This is a genomic window from Streptomyces luteogriseus (genome assembly GCF_014205055.1).
Lineage (GTDB): Bacteria > Actinomycetota > Actinomycetes > Streptomycetales > Streptomycetaceae > Streptomyces > Streptomyces luteogriseus.
The window spans coordinates 1,413,590-1,437,183 of sequence record NZ_JACHMS010000001.1 but is presented as its reverse complement, the minus strand read 5'-3'; the positions used below and the strand labels follow the sequence as shown (position 1 = coordinate 1,437,183).

Here is a 23,594-nt window from a genome sequence, read left to right as displayed (position 1 = left end):
TTCAGGAGGCGCGGTGGGTATTGCGTGGAGTCGTCGCTGCGGCGGCGGGCAGCGCGGTCTGCGCCGCGCGCGTCACGTCCTCCACGAGTTCGACGACGTCCGGGCCGTACGCCTGCGAGTTGATCACCTTCAGCAGCAGCACGAACGAGCTGTTGCCGTACTTGCGGGTCAGCTTCTCGTGGTTGCGGGCGAGGTAGCGGGTGGTGGCCTGGTTGGTGATCGACGTCTGGCCGCAGAAGAGGAAGACCGGGCGGGTGTTCTGGCTGCGCTCCGCCGTGACCCGGGCGAGCAGCGCGTACTCCTCCCTGCCGTTCTCCACGCGGTAGCGCTCGGTGCCGACCTGGAACGCGCCCCGGTCCGGGCCCGGTTCGGAGTCGACGTTCACCCGCACCCCCGGCAGCAGGGAGGACAGATGGGCCGCCATCCGGCGGTTGGACGCCGGGCCGCCCACGCAGAACTCGGTGCGCTCCCCGAAGCCCTGCCGTGCCGTGTCGTGCGGGAGTATCTGGGCGTGGGCGTTGCAGTCCTTGATCAGCGCGGCGAGTTCGAGCAGGGCGAACACGTCGTAGCGCATCACCGCGAGTTCGGGGCCCGTGGCGCCCCGGTTCACCACCAGCAGGGACTCGGAGTTGTCCGGAAGCCCGAAGAACACCTGCTTCCGGCGGAGCTTGCGCCGCCACAGGTAGGTGCGGGCCACCCAGCCGAGCGCGGCACTGATGCCCGCCGCGACCACACCCAGAACGATGTTGCGCACGTCGTCATTCATGGGCGCGCATGGTAGCGGGCCCGACGCACCGGTGTTCGACGCCTCCCTGACGCGGCCATGGCGATGAATTAAGCTGCGCGGACGGCCTTTGACTGGAGGTGCGGATGCGTCGCCCTGTGGCACGGAATCTGACGGTCCTGGCGGTTTCGGCCGCCGTGGTGGTGTCGGTGGGAGCGGCGGCGCCGCCACCCGCCGCGCAGAGCCCCGGCGGTGAGAAATCCCCGCTGGCCGTCGGCTACGGGGGCGCCGTCTCCAGCGTCGATCCCGACGCCTCCGCCGCCGGGATCGAGGTCCTGAGGAAGGGCGGCAACGCCGTCGACGCCGCCGTCGCCACGGCCGCCGCGCTCGGCGTCACCGAGCCCTACTCCGCCGGTATCGGCGGAGGCGGCTACTTCGTCTACTACGACGCCGAGTCCCGCACGGTCCGCACCATCGACGGTCGAGAGACCGCCCCGCTGAGCGCCGACAAGAACCTGTTCCTCGAGAACGGCAAGCCCCTCGCCTTCGCCGACGCCGTCAGCAGCGGCCTGAGCGTCGGCACGCCGGGCACGCCCGCCACCTGGCAGACCGCACTCGACCAGTGGGGCAGCAAGCGGCTCGCGAGTGTCCTGAAGCCGGCCGAGCGGCTGGCACGCGACGGGTTCACCGTCGACGAGACCTTCCGCTCGCAGACGGCGTCCAACGAGGCCCGCTTCCGCTACTTCCCGGACACCGCCGACCTGTTCCTGCCGGGCGGACGGCTCCCGGTCGTCGGCTCCACCTTCAAGAACCCCGATCTCGCCCGCACGTATGCGGAGTTGGGACACAAGGGCGTCGACGCGCTCTACCGCGGGCGGCTCGGCCGGGACATCGTCGACACCGTCAACAAGCCGCCGGTCGATCCCGCCTCGGGCTGGAACGCCCGCCCCGGCGACCTGACCGCGAAGGACCTGGCCGCCTACCGCACCAAGCTCCAGGCGCCCACCAGGACCTCGTACCGCGGCCTCGGCGTCTACTCCATGGCGCCGTCCTCCTCCGGTGGAACGACGGTCGGTGAGGCGCTCAACATCCTGGAGCGGACCGACCTGTCCAAGGCGAGCAAGGCGAAGTACCTGCACCGCTTCATCGAGGCGAGCCGGATCGCCTTCGCCGACCGCGGGCGCTGGGTGGGCGACCCCGCGTTCGAGGACGTGCCGACGAAGGAGCTGCTGTCGCAGCGGTTCGCGGACTCGCGCGAGTGCCTCATCAAGGACGACGCGGTACTCACGAGTCCCGTGGCGCCGGGGGACCCACGCAACCCCGCGCGCTGCGGCTCGGGGGACAAGGCGGCTCCGACGACGTACGAGGGCGACAGCACCACACACCTGACGGTGGCCGACAAGTGGGGCAACGTCGTCGCCTACACCCTCACCATCGAGCAGACCGGCGGCAGCGGGATCACCGTCCCCGGGCGAGGGTTCATCCTCAACAACGAGCTGACGGACTTCTCCTTCGCCCCGGCGAACCCTGCCGTGCACGACCCGAACCTGCCCGGGCCGGGTAAGCGGCCGCGGTCGTCGATCTCGCCGACGATCGTGCTGGACCGGCACCACCGGCCCGTGGTGGCGCTGGGGTCGCCGGGTGGCGCGACGATCATCACGACCGTTCTGCAGACGCTCACCGGGTTCGTCGACCGGGGGCTGCCGCTGGTCGACGCGATCGCGGCGCCGCGGGCGAGTCAGCGGAACGCCGCGCAGACCGAGGTGGAGCCCGGGCTGTACGACAGTGATGTGAGGAAGCAGCTCGAAGCGATCGGGCATTCCTTCAAGGTCAACCCGGAGATCGGGGCGGCGACGGGGGTTCAGCGGCTGCCCGGAGGAAAGTGGCTGGCAGCCGCCGAGACCGTGCGGCGTGGTGGTGGGTCGGCAATGGTGGTGCGGCCCGTGCGCTGATTGCCGTGTGCGGGTGCGTGGGGGCTGGTCGCGCAGTTCCCCGCGCCCCTAAGAGGGCGTTGCCGAACCCTGCGCTTCGAAGGCCAGGTGGCCGTCCTGTACGTCCACCGTCACCCGGCCGCCCTCGTCGACCCTGCCGTCCAGCAGCAGCCGTGACAGTTCGTTGTCCACCTCGCGCTGGATCGTGCGGCGGAGCGGGCGGGCCCCGTACTCCGGCTGGTAGCCGCGCTCGGCCAGCCACTCCACCGCCCGGTCGGTGAAGGTCACCGTGATGCCCTTGCCCTGCACCAGGGACCGGGTGCGGTCCAGCAGGAGGTTGGTGATCCGGCGCAGCTGCTCCGTCGTGAGCTGGCGGAAGACGACGATCTCGTCGATGCGGTTGAGGAACTCCGGGCGGAAGTGCTCCCGCAGCGGGCGCAGGATCTGCTCGCGGCGGGCCTCCTCGTCCGCGTCGGCGCCGCCCGCGGCGAAGCCCGTCTGGGCGCCCCGGCGGGTGATCGCCTCGGAGCCGAGGTTGCTCGTCATCACGATGACGGTGTTGCTGAAGTCGACCGTGCGGCCCTGGGAGTCGGTCAGCCGGCCGTCGTCGAGGACCTGGAGCAGGATGTTGAAGACGTCCGGGTGGGCCTTCTCCACCTCGTCCAGCAGGAGCAGCGAGTACGGGTGACGGCGCACGACCTCGGTGAGCTGGCCCGCCTCCTCGTGGCCGACGTAGCCGGGCGGGGCGCCGACCAGCCGGCTGACGGTGTGGCGCTCCTGGTACTCGCTCATGTCGAGCCGGACCATGCGGTCCTCGCTGCCGAAGAGGGCCTCGGCGAGCGCCCGGGCCAGTTCGGTCTTGCCGACGCCCGTCGGGCCGAGGAACAGGAAGCTGCCGATCGGGCGGTCGGGGGCCGCGAGCCCCGCGCGTGAGCGCAGCACCGCGTCGGAGACGACCCGCACGGCCTCGTCCTGGCCGATCACCCGCTGGTGCAGGTGCTCCTCCAGCCCCAGCAGACGGTCCTTCTCCTCCTGGGTGAGGCTGGCGACCGGGATGCCGGTCTGTCGGGACACGACCTCGGCGATCGACTCGGCCCCGACCACCAGGTCCTGGCCCTCGTCGACCTCGCTGTCGCCGCCGGCCGCGGTGATCCGCTGCTTCAGCTCCATGATGCGGTCGCGCAGCTGGGTGGCCTGTTCGTACTGCTCGTCCGCGACGGCCTGGTCCTTGTCCCGGGTGAGCTGCTCCAGCTCCCGCTCCAGGGCCCGTACGTCCGTGCCCTTGGTCCGGGCCCGCAGCCGCACCCGGGCACCGGCCTGGTCGATGAGGTCGATCGCCTTGTCGGGCAGGCGGCGGTCGGTGAGGTAGCGGTCGGAGAGCTCCACGGCGGCGACCAGGGCCTCGTCGGTGTAGCGGACCTGGTGGTGGGCCTCGTAGCGGTCCTGGAGTCCGCGCAGGATCTCGATCGCGTCGGCGGCGGTCGGCTCCGGCACCATGATCGGCTGGAAGCGGCGGGCCAGCGCCGCGTCCTTCTCGATCCGGCGGTATTCCTCCAGCGTGGTGGCGCCCACGATGTGCAGCTCGCCCCGGGCGAGGGCGGGCTTGAGGATGTTGCCGGCGTCCATCGAGCTGCCGTCGCCACCGCCGGAACCGGCGCCCACGACCGTGTGCAGCTCGTCGATGAAGATGATCAGCTGGTCGGAGTGGGCGCGGATCTCGCTCACGATGTTGTTCATCCGCTCCTCGAAGTCACCCCGGTAGCGGGTGCCCGCGACCACGCCCGTGAGGTCCAGGGCGACCACGCGGCGCCCGATCAGCACATCGGGCACGTCCGCCTCGGAGATGCGCTGCGCGAGCCCCTCCACGATGGCCGTCTTGCCGACCCCCGCGTCACCGATCAGCACCGGGTTGTTCTTGCCGCGCCGGGACAGGACCTCGACGGTCTGCTCGATCTCCTGGTCCCGGCCGATCACCGGGTCGATCCGGCCCTGCCGGGCCAGCTCGGTGAGGTCACGGCCGTACTTGTCGAGCGTCGGTGTGTTGGTCGGGCGCGGGCGCTCGGACTGGGGGACCTCCGGCGCCTCGGGCGGTTCGGAGGGGGCGAAGCGGGCCGCGTTGAGGATGTGCCCGGCGGCGGAGTCGGGATTCGACGCCAGGGCGCTCAGCACGTGCTCCGGGCCGATGTAGCCGTAGCCGCGGGCCCGGGCCATGTCGTGCGCGTCCAGCAGGGCCCGCTTGGCGGCCGGGGTGAGGGAGAGTGCGGTCGGCGGCGGGGCGTCGTCCGGGGTGTGCTGGGCGGGCCCGGACCGGTCGTCGATCTGCGTCGCCAGCGAGTCGGGGTTCGCACCGGCCTTGCTCAGCAGGGTACGGGTGGGCTCGGTGGCGAGCGCGGCCCGCAGCAGATGCTGGGTGTCGAGGTCCCGGCTGCCGTGCTCGGCGGCGTACTGGGCCGCGCCGCGGACGAGTTCCCGGGCCGGCTGACTCAGCAGCCGCCCGAGATCGATCTGCCGGGGACCGGGACGCGGTCCGCCGAAGAACCGTGCGAGGAATTCTCCGAAGGGATCCGAGCCGTAGCCCTCCGGGCTGGTGAAGCCGCTGCTCATGGGCCTTCCGTTCCCGGCGTCCCCGGCGCGCGGGCGGGGGACGCCCTCGCTGGTCGACGTGCCGGGGTCGGGTAACCCGGGTGGCAGCCGGTTACACCTGGGGCGCGCTCGTAGAACACCTTCGCACGATCGCCGACGAGGGGCACCTTTGGGATGCATCCGGGCAATTCCGGCCGATGTCAGCGTGCGGTCAGGATCCTCGGCCCCGAGTCCGTGATCGCCACCGTGTGCTCCGCGTGGGCCGCGCGCGAGCCGTCGTTCGTCTTCAGGGTCCAGCCGTCGGGGGCCGCGTGGTAGTCATCCCCGCCGCCCGCGACGACCATGGGTTCGATCGCCAGCACCATGCCGTGCCGGAGTCGCATGCCGCGGCCCGGGCGGCCCTCGTTCGGCACGCCGGGGTCCTCGTGCATGCGGCGGCCGATGCCGTGGCCGCCGAAGCCGTCCGGGATGCCGTAACCGGCGCCGCGGCAGATCGTGCCGATCGCGTGGGCGATGTCGCCGATGCGGTTGCCCACGGCAGCGGCCTCGATGCCGGCCGCGAGGGCCCGCTCGGCGGTCTCGATCAGGCGGAGGTCCGCCGCGCGCGGGGTGCCCACGACGAAGCTGAGCGCCGAGTCGCCGACCCAGCCGCCCAGTTCGGCGCCGAAGTCGATCGAGACCAGGTCGCCGTCGCGCAGGCGGTAGCGGTCCGGGATGCCGTGCACGATCGCGTCGTTGACCGAGACGCACAGGACGGCGGGGAAGGGGGTCGGTGCGAAGGACGGGCGGTACCCCAGGAAGGGGGAGGTCGCGCCCGCCTCGCGCAGCACGCCGTGCGCCACCTCGTCCAGCTCCAGCAGGGAGACGCCCACGTCGGCGGCCTTGTGTGCGGCCGTCAGGGCCCGGGCGACGACCTGGCCCGCCTCGTACATCGCGTCGATAGAAGTGTCCGTCTTCAGCTCCACCATGCCAATTACTATACCGGTATTAGAATGGGGGCATGGTGCGCACCCCTCTCACCCCTGAAGAGCGCGAACGCGGCGAGCGGCTCGGCCGGTTGCTGCGCGAGGCGCGTGGTGGCCGGAGCATGACGGAGATCGCGGCGAGCGCGGGCATCTCCGCGGAGACCCTCCGGAAGATCGAGACGGGTCGGGCCCCGACCCCGGCCTTCTTCACGGTGGCCGCGCTGGCCGGAGTCCTCGAGCTGTCCATGGACGACCTGGCCGGGCAGTGCGTGCTGGTGCCCCTCTGAGGCACCCGCGCCGCGCGTGAAAACTCCCTGTAGCACGTCCGTAACACGACTGGTGTTGCCTACGGGGCGGAATGCTCCGGCCTCACGGGAGTTGAGCGATGGCGGCGGATCAACTCCCGGCTGAAGTCGGGGAGTTCGCGACCTACCTGGATGGTCTGCTGGCACGCCTCGATCCGTCCGGCGGCTGGTGCGCGGTGTTCTGGCAGCGCGACCCGGAGGGCATGCGGGCCTGTCTCGACGGGCGCGAGGTGCCGCCCTGGGACGTGGTCGAGGCGCTGCTGCGGGACCTCGCCGGGCAGTACGGTCCGGGCGGAGCCGGCCCGGAGTCGGAGCGCGCCCGCGCGATGCACGCCGCCGCGCTCGCGGTGTACGACACCCGGCCCGGGGGCCGCGACGCCCTCGGCGATCGCCTCGGCGTCATGCTCCGCGAACAGAAGTACGCCGCCGAACGCCAGGCCGCCCTCGCCCGTCACCTGACCTCGGCCACGACCCGCGAACAGGCCGACGCCCTGCGCCTGGACCTGGCCTGGGCACGCGACGACCACGAACGCGCCCGGGCCCGGTGCGCCGAGCTCCGGGCCCGGATGGCTCACCTGGACCGGCGCGAACAGGGGGTGCCGGCGGCGTGGCGCGACGGTGACGGACCGCGCGGCGCCGGGGCGGGATCGGCGGCCGCGGCGCCGCAGCCCGGCGGCACGGGCTCGGCCTCAGCGTCGGCGGACCGGTACGGGGCTGCCGACCCGGGGCACGGGTCGGCCGGCCGACAGCGTCCGGCCACCCAGGGCGTTTCCGGCCAGGCCGTTGCGGGCGCCGAACCCGACCAGGCGCCGACCGGCTCCTCCGGCCAGCCCGGCACCGCCGACCTGGACGCCGCGTGGGCCGCCCGGCAGCCCCCGATGCGCCGACCCGCTTTCGGAGAACCCGCCGCCGGGGCAGCGCCCGACGCGTTCCCCGACCCAGCCGGTTCCGGGGCGGGTTGGCCGGCGGAACGGCAGCGGGCCGGCCGGTCCGGTTCGGGGGAGGCGGGTGGCGGGACGACCCCCGAGAGGTCCGCCGACTCGGCCGGGGGTGAGGTGGGTTGGCAGGCGGAACGGCAGCGGGCCGGCCGGTCCGGCCCCGGGGAGGCTGCTGCCGCGGCGACACCCGCCGACCCGGCCGGGGGTGAGGTGGGGTGGCAGGCGCAGGGGCATTCGGCGAGCCGGTCCGGTTCGGGGGAGGCCGGTGGTGGGGCGGCGCCCGAGGCGTTCCGCGACTCGGCCGGGGGTGAGGTGGGGTGGCAGGTGCAGGGGCATTCGACGAGCCGGTCCGGTTCGGGGGAGGCCGGTGGTGGGGCGGTGTCCGAGGCGTTCCGCGACTCGGCCGGGGGTGAGGTGGGGTGGCAGGCGGAACGGCAGCGGGCCGGCCGGTCCGGCCCCGGGGAGGCTGCTGCCGCGGCGACAACCGCCGACCCGGCCGGGGGTGAGGTGGGGTGGCAGGCGCAGGGGCATTCGGCGAGCCGGTCCGGCTCGGGGGAGGCCGGTGGTGGGGCGGCGCCCGACGCCTTTCGCGACTCGGCCGGTTCCGGGGCGGGGTGGCAGGCGCAGCAGGATCGGGTCGGCCTGTCCGGCCCCGGGGCGACACCCGGTGCGTTCTCCGGCCCGGCCAGGGCCGGGGGCGGGCAGCACACCCCGCAGCGCCCGGTCGGCCGGGGCATGCCCGGGGAAGTCGTCGCGGACGGCACGCCCGGTGCGCCGAGCGCCCCACCCCCTGAACCCCCCGCCCCCAAAGCGCGTAAACGGCGCCGCGGCAGTGCCCGTTTCGCCGGGATGGCCGAAGAGGAGGCCGCACCCGTCGTCGTACCGCCCGCTGTCGTACCGACCCTGCCCGCACCAGCCCCCGCGGCCACCGGCCGCACTCCCCGCGGTGCGCGCTTCGCCGGGGCCGCGGAGGAGGCCGTGGTGGAGCGTCCGGCGCGGGAGGGCGGCGCGGTCGGGGCCGCGGACCTGGCCGAGGTCGAGCGGACCGTCGACCTGCTGGCCCGGCTGCGCGGCGAGGGGCGCAGCGGGGAGGCCCACGCCCTGCTGGCCGAGGTCGCGTCGTGGGAGCCCGGCCGGTTTCCGCTGCTCGCGGAGCGGCTGCGCATCGCCGGGCTGGAGGCCGACTGGCAGACCCTGCTGTGGGAGGCCGCCTCGCTGCCCGCCGGGCGGCTGGTCGCCGCCGCCGACGCGCTGGTCGCGGCCGGGCGGGCGGGGGACGGGCGCCAGATGCTGCGGCAGGGGGTCGCACGGCCCCCTGGAGAGGTCGGAGAGGCCGTACTCGGCCTGACCGCCGAGAGGCGCCACCGCGAGGTGCGCGTCCTGCTCGACGCGTACGTCAGGGCCCGCACCCCAGAGGAGGCCGCCCGCAGTGCCGAGCCCGATCCGCAGCGCCTCGTACCGCTCCTGCTGGAGGCCGCCCAGGGCGTGTCGGTCGAGCGCCGATGGGATCTCGTGCACGCCCTGCGGGTCGCCGGATTCGCCGCCTGACCGGCGAGGTCGCGCCCCGGGTGGCTCACCCACAGGAGTGTGAATCGCGCAATGCCCCGCGGGTTGGCGACGATGGTCTTGGCAACCCCGTGCCAGAGGCTTACGTTCGTGGCTCTACGGCCCGCTTCTACGGGCGTAGAGGCGCAGACTCGCGTCGAAGGAGCAGCTCATGGCCAACGTCGTACGTGCCGCCCTGGTCCAGGCCACCTGGACCGGCGACACCGAGTCCATGGTGGCGAAACACGAGGAGCACGCCCGCGAGGCGGCCCGCCGGGGCGCGAAGATCATCGGTTTCCAGGAGGTCTTCAACAGCCCCTACTTCTGTCAGGTCGAGGAGCCGGAGCACTACCGCTGGGCCGAGCCCGTCCCCGACGGGCCGACCGTGCGGCGGATGCGGGCGCTCGCCCGCGAGACCGGCATGGTGATCGTCGCGCCGGTGTTCGAGGCGGAGCAGCCCGGCTTCTACTACAACACCGCGGCCGTGATCGACGCCGACGGCACCTACCTCGGCAAGTACCGCAAGCACCACATCCCCCAGCTCAAGGGCTTCCGTGAGAAGTTCTACTTCAAGCCCGGGAACCTCGGCTGGCCCGTCTTCGACACGGCGGCCGGCAAAGTCGGCGTGTACATCTGCTACGACCGCCACTTCCCGGAGGGCTGGCGGCAGCTCGGCCTGGCCGGGGCCCAGCTGGTCTACAACCCCTCGGCGACCCACCGGAGCCTGTCGTCCCACCTGTGGCGCCTGGAGCAGCCCGCGGCCGCCGTCGCCAACGGGTACTACATCGCCGCGATCAACCGGGTCGGGCAGGAGGAGTACGGCGACAACGACTTCTACGGCACGAGCTACTTCGTCGACCCGCGCGGGCAGTTCGTGGGAGACGTCGCCAGCGACAGCGAGGAGGAGCTCGTGATCCGGGACATCGACCTCGACCTCATCGAAGAGGTACGGCAGACGTGGGCCTTCTACCGCGACCGCCGCCCCGACGCCTACGAAGGACTGGTGCAGCCGTGACCAACGACCTCCTGGGCCGCCACCGGGCCGTGCTCCCCGACTGGCTCGCCCTCTACTACGAGGAGCCCCTCGAGATCACCCACGGCGAGGGCCGCCACGTCTGGGACGCCCAGGGCAACCGCTACCTCGACTTCTTCGGCGGCATCCTCACCACCATGACGGCGCACGCGCTGCCCGAGGTGACCAAGGCGGTGACCGAGCAGGCCGGGCGGATCATCCACTCCTCGACCCTGTACCTCAACCGCCCGATGGTGGAACTCGCCGAGCGCATCGCGCAGTTGAGCGGCATCCCGGACGCCCGGGTCTTCTTCACCACGTCCGGCACCGAGGCCAACGACACCGCCCTGCTGCTGGCCACGGCGTACCGGCGCAGCAACACGATCCTCGCGATGCGCAACAGCTACCACGGCCGCTCCTTCAGCGCCGTCGGCATCACCGGCAACAGCGGCTGGTCCCCGACCTCGCTCTCCCCGCTCCAGACGCTGTACGTGCACGGCGGCGTGCGCACCCGCGGCCCGTTCGCCTCCCTCAGCGACGACGCCTACATCGCGGCCTGCGTCGAGGACCTCAAGGACCTGCTCGGTCACACCCGCGCACCGGCCGCGCTGATCGCCGAACCCGTCCAGGGCGTCGGCGGCTTCACGGCCCCGCCGGACGGGCTGTACGCCGCCTTCCGAGAGGTGCTGCACGAGCGCGGCATCCTGTGGATCGCCGACGAGGTGCAGACCGGCTGGGGCCGCACCGGCGAGCACTTCTGGGGCTGGCAGGCCCACGGGCGCAACGGGCCGCCCGACATCATGACCTTCGCCAAGGGCATCGGCAACGGCATGTCCATCGGCGGGGTCGTCGCCCGCTCCGAGATCATGAACTGCCTGGACTCCAACAGTATCTCCACCTTCGGCGGCACCCAGATCACCATGGCGGCGGGCCTCGCCAACCTCACCTACCTGCTGGAGCACGATCTCCAGGGCAACGCCCGGCGCGTCGGCGGCCTGCTCATCGAGCGGCTGCGGGCCGTCGCCGCGCAGGTCCCGGCCGTACGGGAGGTACGCGGACGCGGGCTGATGATCGGCATCGAGATCACGAAACCGGGGACCGACGAGGCCGATCCGCTCACCGCCGCGGCCGTCCAGGAGGCGGCCCGCGAGGGCGGCCTGCTGATCGGCAAGGGCGGCGGGCACAACACCAGTTCGCTGCGTGTCGCCCCGCCGCTGTCCCTCAACGTCGCGGAGGCCGAGGAGGGCGCCGCGATCCTCGAGAACGCTCTGAGGAGCATCCGGTAGCAGTGCACTGAGCAAGGGATACGGCGCCATGACCATCACCCTGGATTCCCTGGAGCCCGCGCTCTCGGTGCGGCAGGTCCTCACGCTGGAGCGGGTGCTCGCCGGGGAGCCCGAGGTGGTGGCCGGCGCGAGCCACCTCGACCGGCCGGTGCGCTGGGTGCACGTCGCCGAGGCCGCCGACGTCGGAGTGATGCTCACCGGCGGCGAGATGGTCCTCACCACCGGTGTGCTGCTCGCCGGCGACGAGGACAAACAGGCCGAGTACGTCCGGTCGCTGCACCGTGCCGAGGCCGCCGCCGTCGTCCTCGGACTCGGCCGCGCCTTCCCCGCGGCGCCGGACGTGATGCGCCGGGCGGCCGAACGGTGCGGACTGCCGATGGTCGTCCTGCACCGGCCGTTCCCCTTCGCCGAACTGACCGAGGAGGTCCAGTCGCGGCTCGTGCGGCGCAAGTTCGCCGCCGTCAGCCTCTCCGAGGCCGTCCGCACCGAACTCACCGCGCTCATCACCGCCGGCGCCCCCCTGCAACGCCTGCTCGACGAGGTCGCCCGGCACAGCGCCTGCCCGGTCGTCGTCACCAACCTCGCCCACCGCGTCCTCGGCACGGCCGGGGAGCGTCCCGCGGTCGACGACGTGCTGCGCGACTGGGAGCGCATCGCCCGGCAGGCCGGCGGCACCGAGGGCGACGGCTGGATCCGCGCCGAACTGGGCGGGCGCGGCGAGCGGTGGGGCCGGATCGTGCTGTGTGGCTACCGGGGCGACACCGCCACCGGACGGCTGCTGGCCGACCGCGCCGCCGAGGCCCTCGTCCTGCACCGCATGCTCGGCGGCGGCGCCGCGTGCTCCTGGGAGGAGCAGTCCGCACAGAGCCTGCTGACGGACCTGGTCAGCGGTGTCGTGCCGGCACGGCAACTGCTGCCCCGGGCGCGCGCGGCCGGGCTGCCGGTCAACCGGCGCACCTTCGTGCCGCTGGTCGTCCGCGACGGCGACCCCGCCCGGCTCGAACGGCTCCTGCGTCTGCTGGGCCTGCCCGGGCTGGTCGCCGAACTCGCGGACGGTGCCACCGCCGTGCTGCTCAGCCTGCCCCGGGACCAGGACGCGGGCGCCCTCGCCGCGCACTTCGCGACCCGGCTGCGCACCGAGACCGGCCCGGACCACACGGTCGTGGCGGCGGCCGAACCCCGCGCCGCCTGGGACGACGTACCCACCGGACTGCGCGAGGCCCAGCACGTCGCGGACGCCGTCGCCGACTCCTCCACCGTCCTCGAACTCCCGCCGGTCGTACGTCTGAAGGACGTCCACCTGCGGGGCCTGATCCGGCTGCTGCGCGACGATCCGCATGTTCAGTCGTTCGCGGAGCGGGAGCTGGACGGGCTGCTGCGCGAGACCGACGAGGACCTGTTGTCGGTCCTGCGCACCTACCTCGCCACCGGCCGCAACAAGTCCCGCACGGCCCAGCTCCACCACGTCTCCCGGCCGGCCCTCTACCGCCGCCTGGAGTCCATACAGGTGCGCCTCGGGGTGGACCTCGACGACTTCGAGCAGGCCGCCTCGGTGCACATCGCACTCCTCGCACACGACGCGCAACAGCAGTGAAACACGCGACCACCTGGGAAAACGGCGGTGAAACATGGGTCCACGAAAGAGTGACACGGTGGCACGCCGCACGCCCTCGGACGTGACACGCTGCAACTCAAAGACGCCTTCCGCCCTCCCTAGGCTCACGGCACACCGAGCGACCGGAGGTCCCGATGAGCCGAGTGATCCGCGCCGCCGTCTTCCAGACCGCCTGGACGGGCGACAAGGAGTCGATGATCCAGGTCCACGAACAGGCGGCCCGCGACGCGGCCGCCCAGGGCGCCCAAGTCCTGTGCTTCCAGGAGCTGTTCTACGGACCGTACTTCTGCCAGGTCCAGGACCCGGCCTTCTACGAGTACGCCGAGCAGATCCCCGAGGGCCCCGTCGTGCGCCGCTTCCAGGCCCTCGCGAAAGAACTGGGCATCGTCCTGGTGCTGCCGATGTACGAGGAGGAGCAGCCCGGCGTCCTCTACAACACCGCCGCCGTGATCGACGCGGACGGCTCCTACCTCGGCAAGTACCGCAAGACCCACATCCCCCAGGTCAAGGGCTTCTGGGAGAAGTTCTACTTCCGCCCGGGCAACAGCGGCTGGCCCGTCTTCGACACGAAGGTCGGCCGTGTCGGCGTCTACATCTGCTACGACCGCCACTTCCCGGAGGGCTGGCGCGCCCTGGGCCTCGCGGGTGCCGAGATCGTCTTCAACCCGTCGGCCACCTCGCGCGGCCTGTCCGGCTACCTCTGGCAGCTGGAACAGCCGGCGGCGGCCGTCGCCAACGAGTACTTCGTCGGCGCGATCAACAGGGTCGGCGTCGAGGAGTACGGCGACAACGACTTCTACGGCACCTCGTACTTCGTGGACCCCGAGGCCCAGTTCGTCGGCGAGGTGGCGAGCGACAAGGAGCCCGAACTGGTGGTGAGGGACCTGGACATGGCCAAACTCCGCGAGGTCCGCGACCGCTGGCAGTTCTACCGGGACCGCGCGCCGGGAGCCTACGGTCCGCTGACGGCGCCTTAGGGGCGCGAGGAACTGCGCGACCAGCCACGAACAACCGTCACGCGCACACCGTGAGGAGCGACCGATGAGCCGTACAGTCATTCGCGGCGGCCTAGTAGTCACCGCGTCCGACGAGATCCACGCCGACGTCCTGATCGAGGACGGCCGAATCGCCGCCCTCGCAGCCTCCGGCACCGCCGCCGCCGAATCCTTCACCGCGGACCGGACCATCGACGCCACCGGAAAGTACGTCATCCCCGGCGGCGTCGACGCCCACACCCACATGGAACTGCCCTTCGGCGGCACCTTCGCCTCCGACACCTTCGAGACCGGCACCCGGGCCGCAGCCTGGGGCGGCACGACGACGATCATCGACTTCGCCGTGCAGAGCGTCGGCCACACCCTGCGCGAGGGCCTCGACACCTGGCACGCCAAGGCCGACGGCAACTGCGCGATCGACTACGGCTTCCACATGATCGTCTCCGACGTCAACGAGCACACCCTCAAGGAGATGGACCACCTGGTCGAGGAGGGCATCACCTCCTTCAAGCAGTTCATGGCCTACCCGGGCGTCTTCTACAGCGACGACGGCCAGATCCTGCGCGCCATGCAGCGCTCCGCCGACAACGGCGGCCTGATCATGATGCACGCCGAGAACGGCATCGCGATCGACGTCCTGGTCGAGCAGGCGCTCGCCCGGGGCGAGACCGACCCGCGCTACCACGGCGAGGTCCGCAAGGCCCTGCTGGAGGCGGAGGCAACCCACCGGGCGATCAAACTCGCGCAGGTGGCCGGTGCGCCCCTGTACGTCGTGCACGTCTCGGCGACGGAGGCGGTCGCCGAGCTGGCCCGGGCCCGCGACGAGGGACTGAACGTCTTCGGCGAGACGTGCCCGCAGTACCTGTTCCTGTCCACCGACAACCTCGCCGAGCCCGGCTTCGAGGGCGCGAAGTACGTGTGCAGCACCCCGCTGAGGCCGAAGGAGCACCAGGCCGCGCTGTGGCGGGGGCTGCGGACGAACGACCTCCAGGTCGTCTCCACCGACCACTGCCCCTTCTGCTTCACCGGTCAGAAGGACCTGGGCCGCGGCGACTTCTCCAAGATCCCCAACGGGCTGCCGGGCGTGGAGAACCGTATGGACCTCCTCCACCAGGCGGTCGTCGACGGGCACATCTCGCGCCGCCGCTGGATCGAGATCGCCTGCGCGACCCCGGCCCGGATGTTCGGTCTCTACCCGAAGAAGGGCACCATCGCCCCGGGCGCCGACGCCGACGTCGTCATCTACGACCCGCACGCCGAGCAGGTCATGTCCGCCGAGACGCACCACATGAACGTCGACTACTCGGCGTACGAGGGCAAACGCACCACCGGCCGGGTGGAGACGGTCCTCTCGCGCGGCGAGCCCGTCATCACCGAGCGGGAGTACACCGGCCGCGCCGGGCACGGCGTGTTCACCCCGCGATCCACCTGTCAGTACCTCAACTAGGAGTGGCGCAGATGGACTTCGGACTCGTGCTGCAGGCCGACCCGCCGGCCTCGCGGGTGATCAGCCTGATGAAGCGGGCGGAACGCAACGGCTTCACCTACGGCTGGACCTTCGACTCCGCCGTGCTGTGGCAGGAACCGTTCGTGATCTACAGCCAGATCCTCGCCAACACCACGACCCTGAAGGTCGGCCCGATGGTGACCAACCCGGGCACCCGCACCTGGGAGGTCACCGCCTCCACCTTCGCCACCCTCAACGACATGTTCGGCAACCGCACGGTCTGCGGCATCGGCCGCGGCGACTCCGCGATGCGCGTGGCCGGCCGCAAGCCCAACACCCTGGCCCGGATCAGCGAGGCCATGAAGGTCATCAGGGACCTCGGCAGCGGACGGGAGGCCGACCTCGGCGGCGGCACCGTCGTCCGCTTCCCGTGGATCGGCGAGGGCGCCGAACTGCCCGTGTGGATGGCCGCGTACGGCCCCAAGGCGCTGAAGATGGCCGGTGAGGAGGCGGACGGGTTCATCCTCCAGCTGGCCGACCTCTACCTCACCGAGTACATGGTCAAGGCCGTGAAGGACGCGGCCGTCGCCGCCGGCCGGGACCCCGCCGAGGTCACCATCTGTGTGGCCGCACCGGCGTACGTCACCGAGGACGACTCGCCCGAGGCGCTCGCCCACGCGCGGGAACAGTGCCGCTGGTTCGGCGGCATGGTCGGCAACCACGTGGCCGACCTGGTCTCCAAGTACGGGGAGCACTCGGCCGCCGTCCCCGACGAACTCACCGAGTACATCAAGGCCCGCCAGGGCTACGACTACTCCCACCACGGCCGCACCGGCAACCCGGACACCCAGTTCGTGCCCGACGAGATCGTCGAGCGGTTCTGCCTGATCGGCCCGGTCGAGAAGCACATCGAGAAGCTGGACGCGCTGCGCGCGCTCGGCGTGGACCAGTTCGCCGTCTACGACATGCACGACGCGCAGGAGGCCGTGATCGAGGCCTACGGATCCCGGGTGATCCCGGCCGTCAACGGCTGACCTCCGCCGCCCCACCCCCTGTGAACTCCCCCTTCCCAGCGGCTCGGGAAGGGGGCCCAGGACGCTCCCCGCCGCACCCGGAGCGCACCCCCCATCGGCGTCACCGCACGGCCTTTCCCGTCCCACCTCCCCTGATTGGCCCGGCCCATGACCGATACCGCTCCCACGGCCCCACCGCCGCCCACCCAAGTCACCCTCGCCGACGGCCGGGTGGAGATCGCCCCGGGCGCACCCGCACCCACCGGCCCCTACGCCAACGAGGACCTGCTCCCGGTCCCCGTCGAGAAGCGCACCTGGACCACGTACAACTTCTCCGCGCTGTGGGTCGGCATGGCCCACAACACGGCCTCCTGGACCCTGGCCTCCGGGCTCATCGCCGTCGGCATGGACTGGAAGCAGGCGGTGCTCACCATCGCCCTGGCCAACGTCATCGTGCTGATACCGATGCTGCTCACCGGGCACGCCGGACCCAAGTACGGCATACCCTTCCCGGTCTTCGCCCGGGCCTCCTTCGGTATCCGCGGCGCCAACCTGCCCGCCGTCGTACGGGCGTTGGTGGCGTGCGGCTGGTTCGGCATCCAGACCTGGATCGGCGGCGAGGCCATCTACTTCCTGGCCGGCAAGCTCATCGGCACCGGCTGGACGGACGCGGCGAAGGTCGGCGGCTATGCCTGGACCATGTGGCTGTCGTTCGCGATCTTCTGGGCGCTGCAGGTCGTCATCATCTACCGGGGCATGGAGACCATCCGCCGCTTCGAGAACTGGGCGGCGCCCTTCGTGCTCGTCGGCGCGTTCGTGATGCTGTGGTGGATGAGCGACAAGGCGGGCGGCTTCGGCCCGCTGTTCGACCAGCCCTCCAAGCTCGGCTGGGGCGCGGACTTCTGGAAGCTGTTCGCCCCCGCCCTCATGGGCATGATCGGTTTCTGGTCCACGCTGTCGCTGAACATCCCCGACTTCACCCGCTACGGCAAGAGCCAGAAGGCGCAGACCCGGGGCCAGGCGCTCGGCCTGCCGACCACCATGACCCTCTTCGCGTTCCTGTCGGTGATGGTCACCTCGGGCTCCCAGGCCGTCTACGGCGAGGCCATCTGGGACCCGGTACAGCTCGCCGCCAAGACCGACAGCACGGTGGGCCTGCTCTTCGCGCTGGTCACCGTCCTGGTGGCGACCCTCTCCGTCAACGTCGCGGCCAACCTGGTCTCGCCGGCGTTCGACTTCTCCAACATCGCTCCCCGCAGGATCAGTTTCCGGGCCGGCGCCCTCGCCACCTGCGTCCTCGGTGTGCTGATCTTCCCGTGGAAGCTGTACTCCGACCCGCAGGGCTACATCTTCACCTGGCTCGGCCTGGTCGGCGGGCTGCTCGGCACCGTCGCGGGCATCCTCATCGCCGACTACTGGATCCTGCGCCGCGCCCGGCTCGACCTCGCCGACCTGTACCGCCCGGGCGGCCGCTACTGGTACGAGGGCGGCTGGAACTGGCGGGCCGTCGTCGCCTTCGCGGTCGGCGGCATCCTCGCCGTCGGCGGCGCGAGCTTCAAGCCGCTGATCGACGGCCGTCCCGTCCCGGCGCTGGCCGATCTGGCCGACTACGGCTGGGCGGTGGGCCTGGGCACGTCGATGGTGCTGTACCTGGCGCTGATGGCCACGCGGCGCCGGAGCACCGTCTGAGAAAGGCGGCGCGCTGGAGGGCGCTCAGCCCTTGTCGCTCTCCAGCGCGGCCACCGCTTCCTTCGCGGCCTTGATGGCGCCCTTGTTGATCGTGTCCGTACTGGGCGCCTTCTTCGACTCGAAGTCACTGCCGTTGTAGGTGATCGTCACCAGCGCGTTGGAGGCGCGGGCGATGACGACGCCCTCGCGGGTCTGCTGCTTGTCCTCGGTGGTGAGGTTGACGACGGAGTACGCGCTGTCCCCCAGACCGGGGACGGCCCCGCCGCCGCTCTTCTTGCCGAGGTGCGCCTCGTACGACTTCTGCGCGGCGTCGTCCGACTCCATGACCTCGTAGGAGACGTCGAGCCAGCGGTAGTCGTACCCCTTGAGCGCGTTCCAGGAGCAGGTGCGGCGCAGCTCCGTGTCCGTGGAGGGGATCTCCTTGCCGGCCGTCTTGGCGCCCGGCACCAGCGACTCGATCGTCTTCTCGGCGACGCTCTCGCACGGGGCGGGCGCGGCCGAGTACGCCTTCGGCGCCGTCGACGTCGACGGGGCGGACGCGGACCGGGTCTCGGTCTTCTCCTCGGCCGGCTTGTGCTCGGCGGCCTGCGGCGCGGCGAACGGACCGGACGACAGTGCCCAGCCCGCCGCGGCGAGCACCACCACCGGGGACAGCCGGGCGGTCAGGGCGAGGGGCAGAGGTAGGGAACGCACGGCGCCCTTCTCGTGGGGGACGGAAGGTGCGGAGCGGGTCCGCACGGCGGACGGAACGACAGTGTCACACGAGTGTCTGTGGTGCGGAAGTGCGAACTCGCTCCGTGGCCGCGCGGTGACGGGGACCCGCCGTTCAGCGCCCGGATTCGGCCAGTTGAGCGGCCGGTGGGTGGTTTGGTGCAGGTGCGTGTGTAGCCGGGGGGCTGGGGTGGTTCCTGCCGAGAAGTGCCCCCTCACCTGCGATCTAGCCCTTCTCCCATCCGGCCGCTCTCATTGCATCCGGGACGGCTTCTTCTTGTCGAAGAGCCAGACGTCGAAGAGCTTCGTCAGGTTCTTCCCGGATTTGCCCTCACACAGGTCGATGAACTGTGGGGTGTCGGCGTTGCCGTGCCGGTGCTGTCGGGTCCAGGTACGGAGAATGTCGAAGAAGGTCTCGTCGCCGACGGCCTTACGCACCTTGTGCACGACCATGGCGCCGCGTCCATAGACGGGCGGGTCGGAGACACGCGCCGCGCTGGGGGGATCGGCCGGAGGAAAGGCCCAGATGCCCTCGCTCTCGGAATCCGTGCCGCCGTAGAAGTCCTCGAAGATCTCATCGGCGTTCCTGCCGCCCTGCTTCTCCTCCCAGAGCCACTCCGCGTAGGTGGCCATGCCCTCGTTGAGCCAGATGTCCTTCCACACGCGCGGGGTGATGGAGTTACCGAACCACTGGTGCGCCAGTTCGTGCACGAGCAGCGTCTCGTCCGGCGCCTCCTCGAAGTAGGGCTTCGTCTGCGTTTCCAGGGCGTAGCCGAGATCGGGGACATGGTCGACGATGGCGCCGGTGGACGAGAAGGGGTAGGGGCCGAAGCGTCCGCTCGCCCAGCCGAGGATCTCGGGCACCAGATCTTTGACGTTTGCGGCGTTTTCGGACTCGTCGGGGTCGGTGGCGATGTAGACGGGCAGGTCGTCGTCGGTCCAGCCCTTGTCGACCTCGAAGTACCCCACGGAGATGGTGGCGAGGTAGGTGGCCATGGGCTCCTTGGTGCGCCAGTGCCGGGTCACTGTCTCGCCCTTGTCCTCTTCCCTGGTCAATTCCCCGTTGCTGACCACGTCGTAGGGGTCGCCGTCCTCGTCTTTGGGCACGGTGACCGTGATGTCGTACGTGGCTTTGTCCGAGGGGTGGTGGTTGCCCGGGAACCAGGTCATGGAACCGGCAGGCTGACCGAGGGCGGTCGAGCCGTCGTCGGTCTCGATCCAGCCTTCCAGGCTTCCGTCGTCATTCTCGATCGTGCGGGGGGTGCCGTCGTAGGTGACGACCGTCTTGAAGACATCGCCGTCCTTGACCGGCTTCGCCGGTGTCACCAGCAGCTCGTCCTTCTCACGCGCATACCGAGCCTCAGCGCCCTGCACCGTGGCCAGGCGTACATGCAGCCCGGCCAGGTCCAGGTTGAAGCGGCTCAGGTTCCGGGTGGCGCGGGCTGTGATGACAGCCGTGCCCTTCAGACGGTTGGTCTCGGGCGCGTAATCCAGGGTCAGTCCGTAATGCGCCACGTCGTAGCCGCCATTGCCGAGTGCGGGAAACAGCCGGTCCCCCACCCCGGCCGTGCCGGGCTTGAAGGACGCGGCGGCGCTGTCCCCCGACGCGGAGCTGATGCAGGAGGTCGTCATGGCCAGGAGGAGCGCTGCAGCCGGAACCCATCCAGACAGACGGACCGAGGCCGTTGGCCGAAGCCGACGGTCGTTCGCTGGATGAGGGCTCATCTCGTGTCTCCAATCGGTCGCGGGACGCGAGACTTCAGAGACCCCGCATTGCCTCCTGGTTGCCTCATCGTTGGTAAAAGCTTCTCTTCCGTCCATCCCAGGGCGATCGATAGCCTTCTGGGGGAGCGGGAGGAGGAGGTCCCTGGCGCAAACTCCCCAGATTCTCCCCAGCACCCGTCCTCAGTGCCCACCGTCCGGGCCGGTATGCGTAAACAGCGAGGTGAGAGGCTCTATGTTCACTACCCGCCCGACCCTCCAGGGCACCTTCGGCATGGTCTCCTCCACCCACTGGCTCGCCTCGCAGTCGGCGATGGCCGTCCTGGAGAGCGGCGGCAACGCCTACGACGCGGCCGTGGCGGGCGCCTTCGTGCTGCACGTCGTCGAGCCGCACCTCAACGGCCCGGCCGGCGAGGTGCCGATCCTGCTCGCCCCGGCCGGCGGCGAGGTGCGGGTGCTCTGTGGGCAGGGCGTCGCCCCGGCCGGCGCGACCGTCACGCACTACCGGGGCCTCGGCCTGGACCTCGTCCCCGGCACCGGGCCGCTCGCCGCCGCCGTACCGGGCGCGTTCGACGCCTGGATGCTGCTCCTGCGCGACCACGGCACCCGCTCCCTCGACGACGTCCTGCGGTACGCCATCGGCTACGCCGAGCACGGACACGCGCCCGTGGAGCGCGTCGGCGAGACCGTCGAGACCGTGCGCGAGCTGTTCGAGACGGAGTGGACCTCGTCGGCGGACGTCTACCTGCCCGGCGGCAAGGCGCCGCGCCCCGGCGAACTCTTCGCCAACCCCGCACTCGCCGCCACCTGGAAGCGCCTGCTCGCCGAGACCGCCGGCGCGGGCGGCAGGGAGGCGCGGATCGAGGCCGCCCGGGAGGTCTGGCGCACCGGGTTCATCGCCGACGCCCTCGTCCGCCAGGCCGGGCGGCCCACCAGGGACACCAGCGGAGAACGCCACACCGGCACCCTCACGGCCGCCGACCTCGCCACCTGGTCCGCCACCTACGAGACACCGGCGACATACGACTGGAACGGCTGGACCGTGTGCAAACCCGGCCCCTGGAGCCAGGGCCCGGTCCTCCTCCAGCAACTCGCCCTGCTCCCGCCCGAACTGCCCCGCTACGGCTCGGCCGACTACGTCCACCTCCTGGTCGAGAACTGCAAGCTCGCCATGGCCGACCGAGAGGCCTGGTACGGCGACGCCGCGCACGTCCCCTTGGGCGACCTGCTGTCCGACGCCTACAACACGGCCCGCCGCGCCCTCGTCGGCGAGCGGGCCGAGCACGACCTGCGCCCCGGCAGCCCCGGCGGCCGCACCCCGAGGCTGTGCGCGCACGCGCGCGTGGCGGCCGCAGCCCAGGAGGGTTACGACGCCCTGGGCGTCGGTGAGCCGACCGTCGCCAAGAGCCCGGCGTCCCCCGTGCCGGGCGAACCGGAGATCCTGGCCGACGGCACCACCCGCGGCGACACCTGCCACCTCGACGTCGTCGACCGCTGGGGCAACATGGTCTCGGCCACGCCCAGCGGCGGCTGGCTCCAGTCCAACCCGGTCGTGCCCGAACTCGGCTTCCCGCTCGGCACCCGGCTCCAGATGACCTGGCTGGAGGAGGGCCTGCCCAACTCACTGACCCCCGGCCGCCGCCCCCGCACCACCCTGACGCCCTCGATCGCCCTGCGCGACGGCAGGCCCGTCATGGCGTTCGGCACCCCGGGCGGGGACCAGCAGGACCAGTGGCAGCTGCACTTCTTCCTCGCGGTCGCCCTGCGCGCCCCCGTGCGCGGCGGCCTCGACCTCCAGGGCGCGATCGACGCCCCGAACTGGCACAACGACAGCTTCCCCGGGTCCTTCTACCCGCGTGGCATGCGCCCGGGCAGCGTGACCGTGGAGTCCCGCACCGACCCGGCCGTCGTCGGGGAACTGCGGCGCCGCGGCCACGACGTCACCGTGGGCGGCCCCTGGTCGGAGGGCCGGCTGTGCGCGGTCGCCCGGGACCCGGAGACCGGCGTGCTGTCGGCGGCGGCGAACCCGCGCGGGATGCAGGGGTACGCGGTGGGCAGGTGAACGCGGTGGGCCGGTGATCCCCCGCGCCGCTGTTCATCGCCATGCCACCCGCAGTGCACCCGGCGGGCGGGCGTTGTCAGTGGCACGTGTTGTCATGGAGGAGTGATCGACACCAACGAAACCATCGAAGAGTTTCTCGCAGAGCGCGCCTCCGACGTCGAAGAGGCGATCCGCAAGGCCGCCGCCACCGAGATCATGCCCCGCTGGCGCCGGCTGGCGGCGCACGAGGTCGACCAGAAGAGCGGCCCGCACGACCTGGTGACCGACGCCGACCGCAAGGCCGAGCTGTACCTGACCGAGGCCCTGGCCACCCTGCTGCCCGGTTCGGTCGTGGTCGGCGAGGAGGCGGTGCACGCCAACCCCGCGTCGTACGGGGCGATAGGCGGCGACGCCCCGGTCTGGATCGTCGACCCGGTCGACGGGACGCGCCAGTTCGTGCGCGGCGAGGCAGGGTTCTGCACCCTGGTCGCGCTGGCCCACCGCGGCACCCTGCTCGCGTCCTGGACGTACGCGCCCGCCCGGGACCGGCTCGCCACCGCCCAGCGGGGCAGGGGCGCCCACCTCGACGGGGAGCGGCTGTTCGCGGGAGTGCCGGAGCCCGGCCGGGACCTGCGCGTGGCCACCTCCCACCCCGACTACACGACGGACGAGGAGAAGCACGCCCTGCTCGGCCTGCGCGCCGACGGGGTGGCATCGCGCCCGTGCGGCTCGGCCGGTCTGGAGTACCTCGCCGTCGCCCGGGGCGAGTCGGACGCCGTCGCATTCTCCTGGGAGGCAGCCTGGGACCACGCGGCCGGTCTGCTCCTGGTCGAGGAGGCCGGCGGCGCCCACCTGACACTCGCGGGGGAGCCGTTCCACATCGCGGGCGGCAATGCCCTTCCCTTCACCGCCGCCCGAGACGCGGCCACGGCCCGCCGGGTGGTGGGCCTGCTGTCGGGCGGGGCATGACAGGGCGCGACTGTTGCGTGAAGCACACACTTGATGACTCAGTGTGCACGCAACCGGGTTCCGGCTGCTGGAGAGCGGCCTTCCGCAGCGGATATCCCGGGCG

17 protein-coding genes are annotated in these 23,594 nt (G+C 71.8%); 12 read left to right on the top strand and 5 right to left on the bottom strand.

Translation table 11 applies throughout. The annotated features are described in order from the left end of the window. Nucleotide 1: 1 nt before the first annotated feature. On the bottom strand, nucleotides 2–766 hold the full coding sequence (locus tag BJ965_RS06575) for a hypothetical protein (protein WP_184907803.1): 765 nt from the start codon (nucleotides 764–766) through the stop codon (nucleotides 2–4). Between the two features lie 104 nt (nucleotides 767–870). Between BJ965_RS06575 and ggt the strand changes: the two genes are divergently transcribed. Further along, nucleotides 871–2,676 (top strand): gamma-glutamyltransferase, encoded by a 1,806-nt coding sequence (gene ggt / locus BJ965_RS06570; protein WP_184907802.1) that lies wholly within the window; start codon nucleotides 871–873, stop codon nucleotides 2,674–2,676. Nucleotides 2,677–2,724: 48 nt separating this feature from the next. On the opposite strand, the gene BJ965_RS06565 is transcribed toward ggt, so the two are convergent. Together BJ965_RS06565 and map are read right to left on the bottom strand one after the other, a co-directional pair. Further along, nucleotides 2,725–5,259, bottom strand: coding sequence for an ATP-dependent Clp protease ATP-binding subunit (locus BJ965_RS06565; protein ID WP_184907801.1), 2,535 nt, complete (start codon nucleotides 5,257–5,259; stop codon nucleotides 2,725–2,727). Nucleotides 5,260–5,438: 179 nt separating this feature from the next. Beyond that, on the bottom strand, nucleotides 5,439–6,206 hold the full coding sequence (map, locus tag BJ965_RS06560) for a type I methionyl aminopeptidase (RefSeq protein ID WP_184907800.1): 768 nt from the start codon (nucleotides 6,204–6,206) through the stop codon (nucleotides 5,439–5,441). Between the two features lie 32 nt (nucleotides 6,207–6,238). Between map and BJ965_RS06555 the strand changes: the two genes are divergently transcribed. The 9 genes from BJ965_RS06555 (at nucleotide 6,239) to BJ965_RS06510 (ending at nucleotide 18,048) form a co-directional block, all read left to right on the top strand. Next, complete coding sequence (locus tag BJ965_RS06555) at nucleotides 6,239–6,490, top strand: helix-turn-helix domain-containing protein (protein WP_184907799.1); 252 nt, start codon at nucleotides 6,239–6,241, stop codon at nucleotides 6,488–6,490. A gap of 98 nt (nucleotides 6,491–6,588) precedes the next feature. Then, nucleotides 6,589–8,994, top strand: a complete 2,406-nt coding sequence (locus BJ965_RS39155) for a hypothetical protein (RefSeq protein WP_246545847.1) — start codon at nucleotides 6,589–6,591, stop codon at nucleotides 8,992–8,994. Nucleotides 8,995–9,163: 169 nt separating this feature from the next. Next, nucleotides 9,164–10,006, top strand: coding sequence for a nitrilase-related carbon-nitrogen hydrolase (locus BJ965_RS06540; protein WP_030843991.1), 843 nt, complete (start codon nucleotides 9,164–9,166; stop codon nucleotides 10,004–10,006). After that, a complete protein-coding gene (locus BJ965_RS06535) occupies nucleotides 10,003–11,289 on the top strand; it encodes an aspartate aminotransferase family protein (protein WP_184907798.1) in 1,287 nt (428 codons plus the stop codon). Before BJ965_RS06540 ends, BJ965_RS06535 begins: the two co-directional genes overlap by 4 nt. Nucleotides 11,290–11,317: 28 nt before the next feature. Beyond that, entirely contained in the window at nucleotides 11,318–12,883 is a 1,566-nt protein-coding gene (locus tag BJ965_RS06530; protein ID WP_184907797.1) for a PucR family transcriptional regulator, read from the top strand. 155 nt (nucleotides 12,884–13,038) lie between these two features. Next, nucleotides 13,039–13,881: a nitrilase-related carbon-nitrogen hydrolase gene (locus tag BJ965_RS06525; RefSeq protein ID WP_184907796.1), complete on the top strand. Its 843-nt coding sequence runs from the start codon at nucleotides 13,039–13,041 to the stop codon at nucleotides 13,879–13,881. Nucleotides 13,882–13,945: 64 nt separating this feature from the next. After that, entirely contained in the window at nucleotides 13,946–15,346 is a 1,401-nt protein-coding gene (gene hydA / locus BJ965_RS06520) for a dihydropyrimidinase (protein WP_184907795.1), read from the top strand. Nucleotides 15,347–15,357: 11 nt separating this feature from the next. Next, the gene (locus BJ965_RS06515; protein WP_184907794.1) at nucleotides 15,358–16,380 is read left to right on the top strand and encodes a TIGR03842 family LLM class F420-dependent oxidoreductase; all 1,023 of its coding nucleotides are present in this window, start codon (nucleotides 15,358–15,360) and stop codon (nucleotides 16,378–16,380) included. Between the two features lie 147 nt (nucleotides 16,381–16,527). Then, nucleotides 16,528–18,048 (top strand): NCS1 family nucleobase:cation symporter-1, encoded by a 1,521-nt coding sequence (locus BJ965_RS06510; protein ID WP_184907793.1) that lies wholly within the window; start codon nucleotides 16,528–16,530, stop codon nucleotides 18,046–18,048. A gap of 24 nt (nucleotides 18,049–18,072) precedes the next feature. On the opposite strand, the gene BJ965_RS06505 is transcribed toward BJ965_RS06510, so the two are convergent. Beyond that, on the bottom strand, nucleotides 18,073–18,741 hold the full coding sequence (locus BJ965_RS06505; RefSeq protein WP_184907792.1) for a hypothetical protein: 669 nt from the start codon (nucleotides 18,739–18,741) through the stop codon (nucleotides 18,073–18,075). Nucleotides 18,742–19,011: 270 nt separating this feature from the next. Beyond that, nucleotides 19,012–20,391, bottom strand: a complete 1,380-nt coding sequence (locus BJ965_RS06500) for a M1 family metallopeptidase (protein ID WP_246545846.1) — start codon at nucleotides 20,389–20,391, stop codon at nucleotides 19,012–19,014. A 325-nt stretch (nucleotides 20,392–20,716) separates the two neighbouring features. Between BJ965_RS06500 and BJ965_RS06495 the strand changes: the two genes are divergently transcribed. Both BJ965_RS06495 and BJ965_RS06490 read left to right on the top strand, forming a co-directional pair. Continuing rightward, on the top strand, nucleotides 20,717–22,543 hold the full coding sequence (locus BJ965_RS06495; protein WP_184907790.1) for a gamma-glutamyltransferase family protein: 1,827 nt from the start codon (nucleotides 20,717–20,719) through the stop codon (nucleotides 22,541–22,543). A gap of 102 nt (nucleotides 22,544–22,645) precedes the next feature. Then, a complete protein-coding gene (locus tag BJ965_RS06490) occupies nucleotides 22,646–23,491 on the top strand; it encodes an inositol monophosphatase family protein (protein ID WP_184907789.1) in 846 nt (281 codons plus the stop codon). Nucleotides 23,492–23,594: the final 103 nt, after the last annotated feature.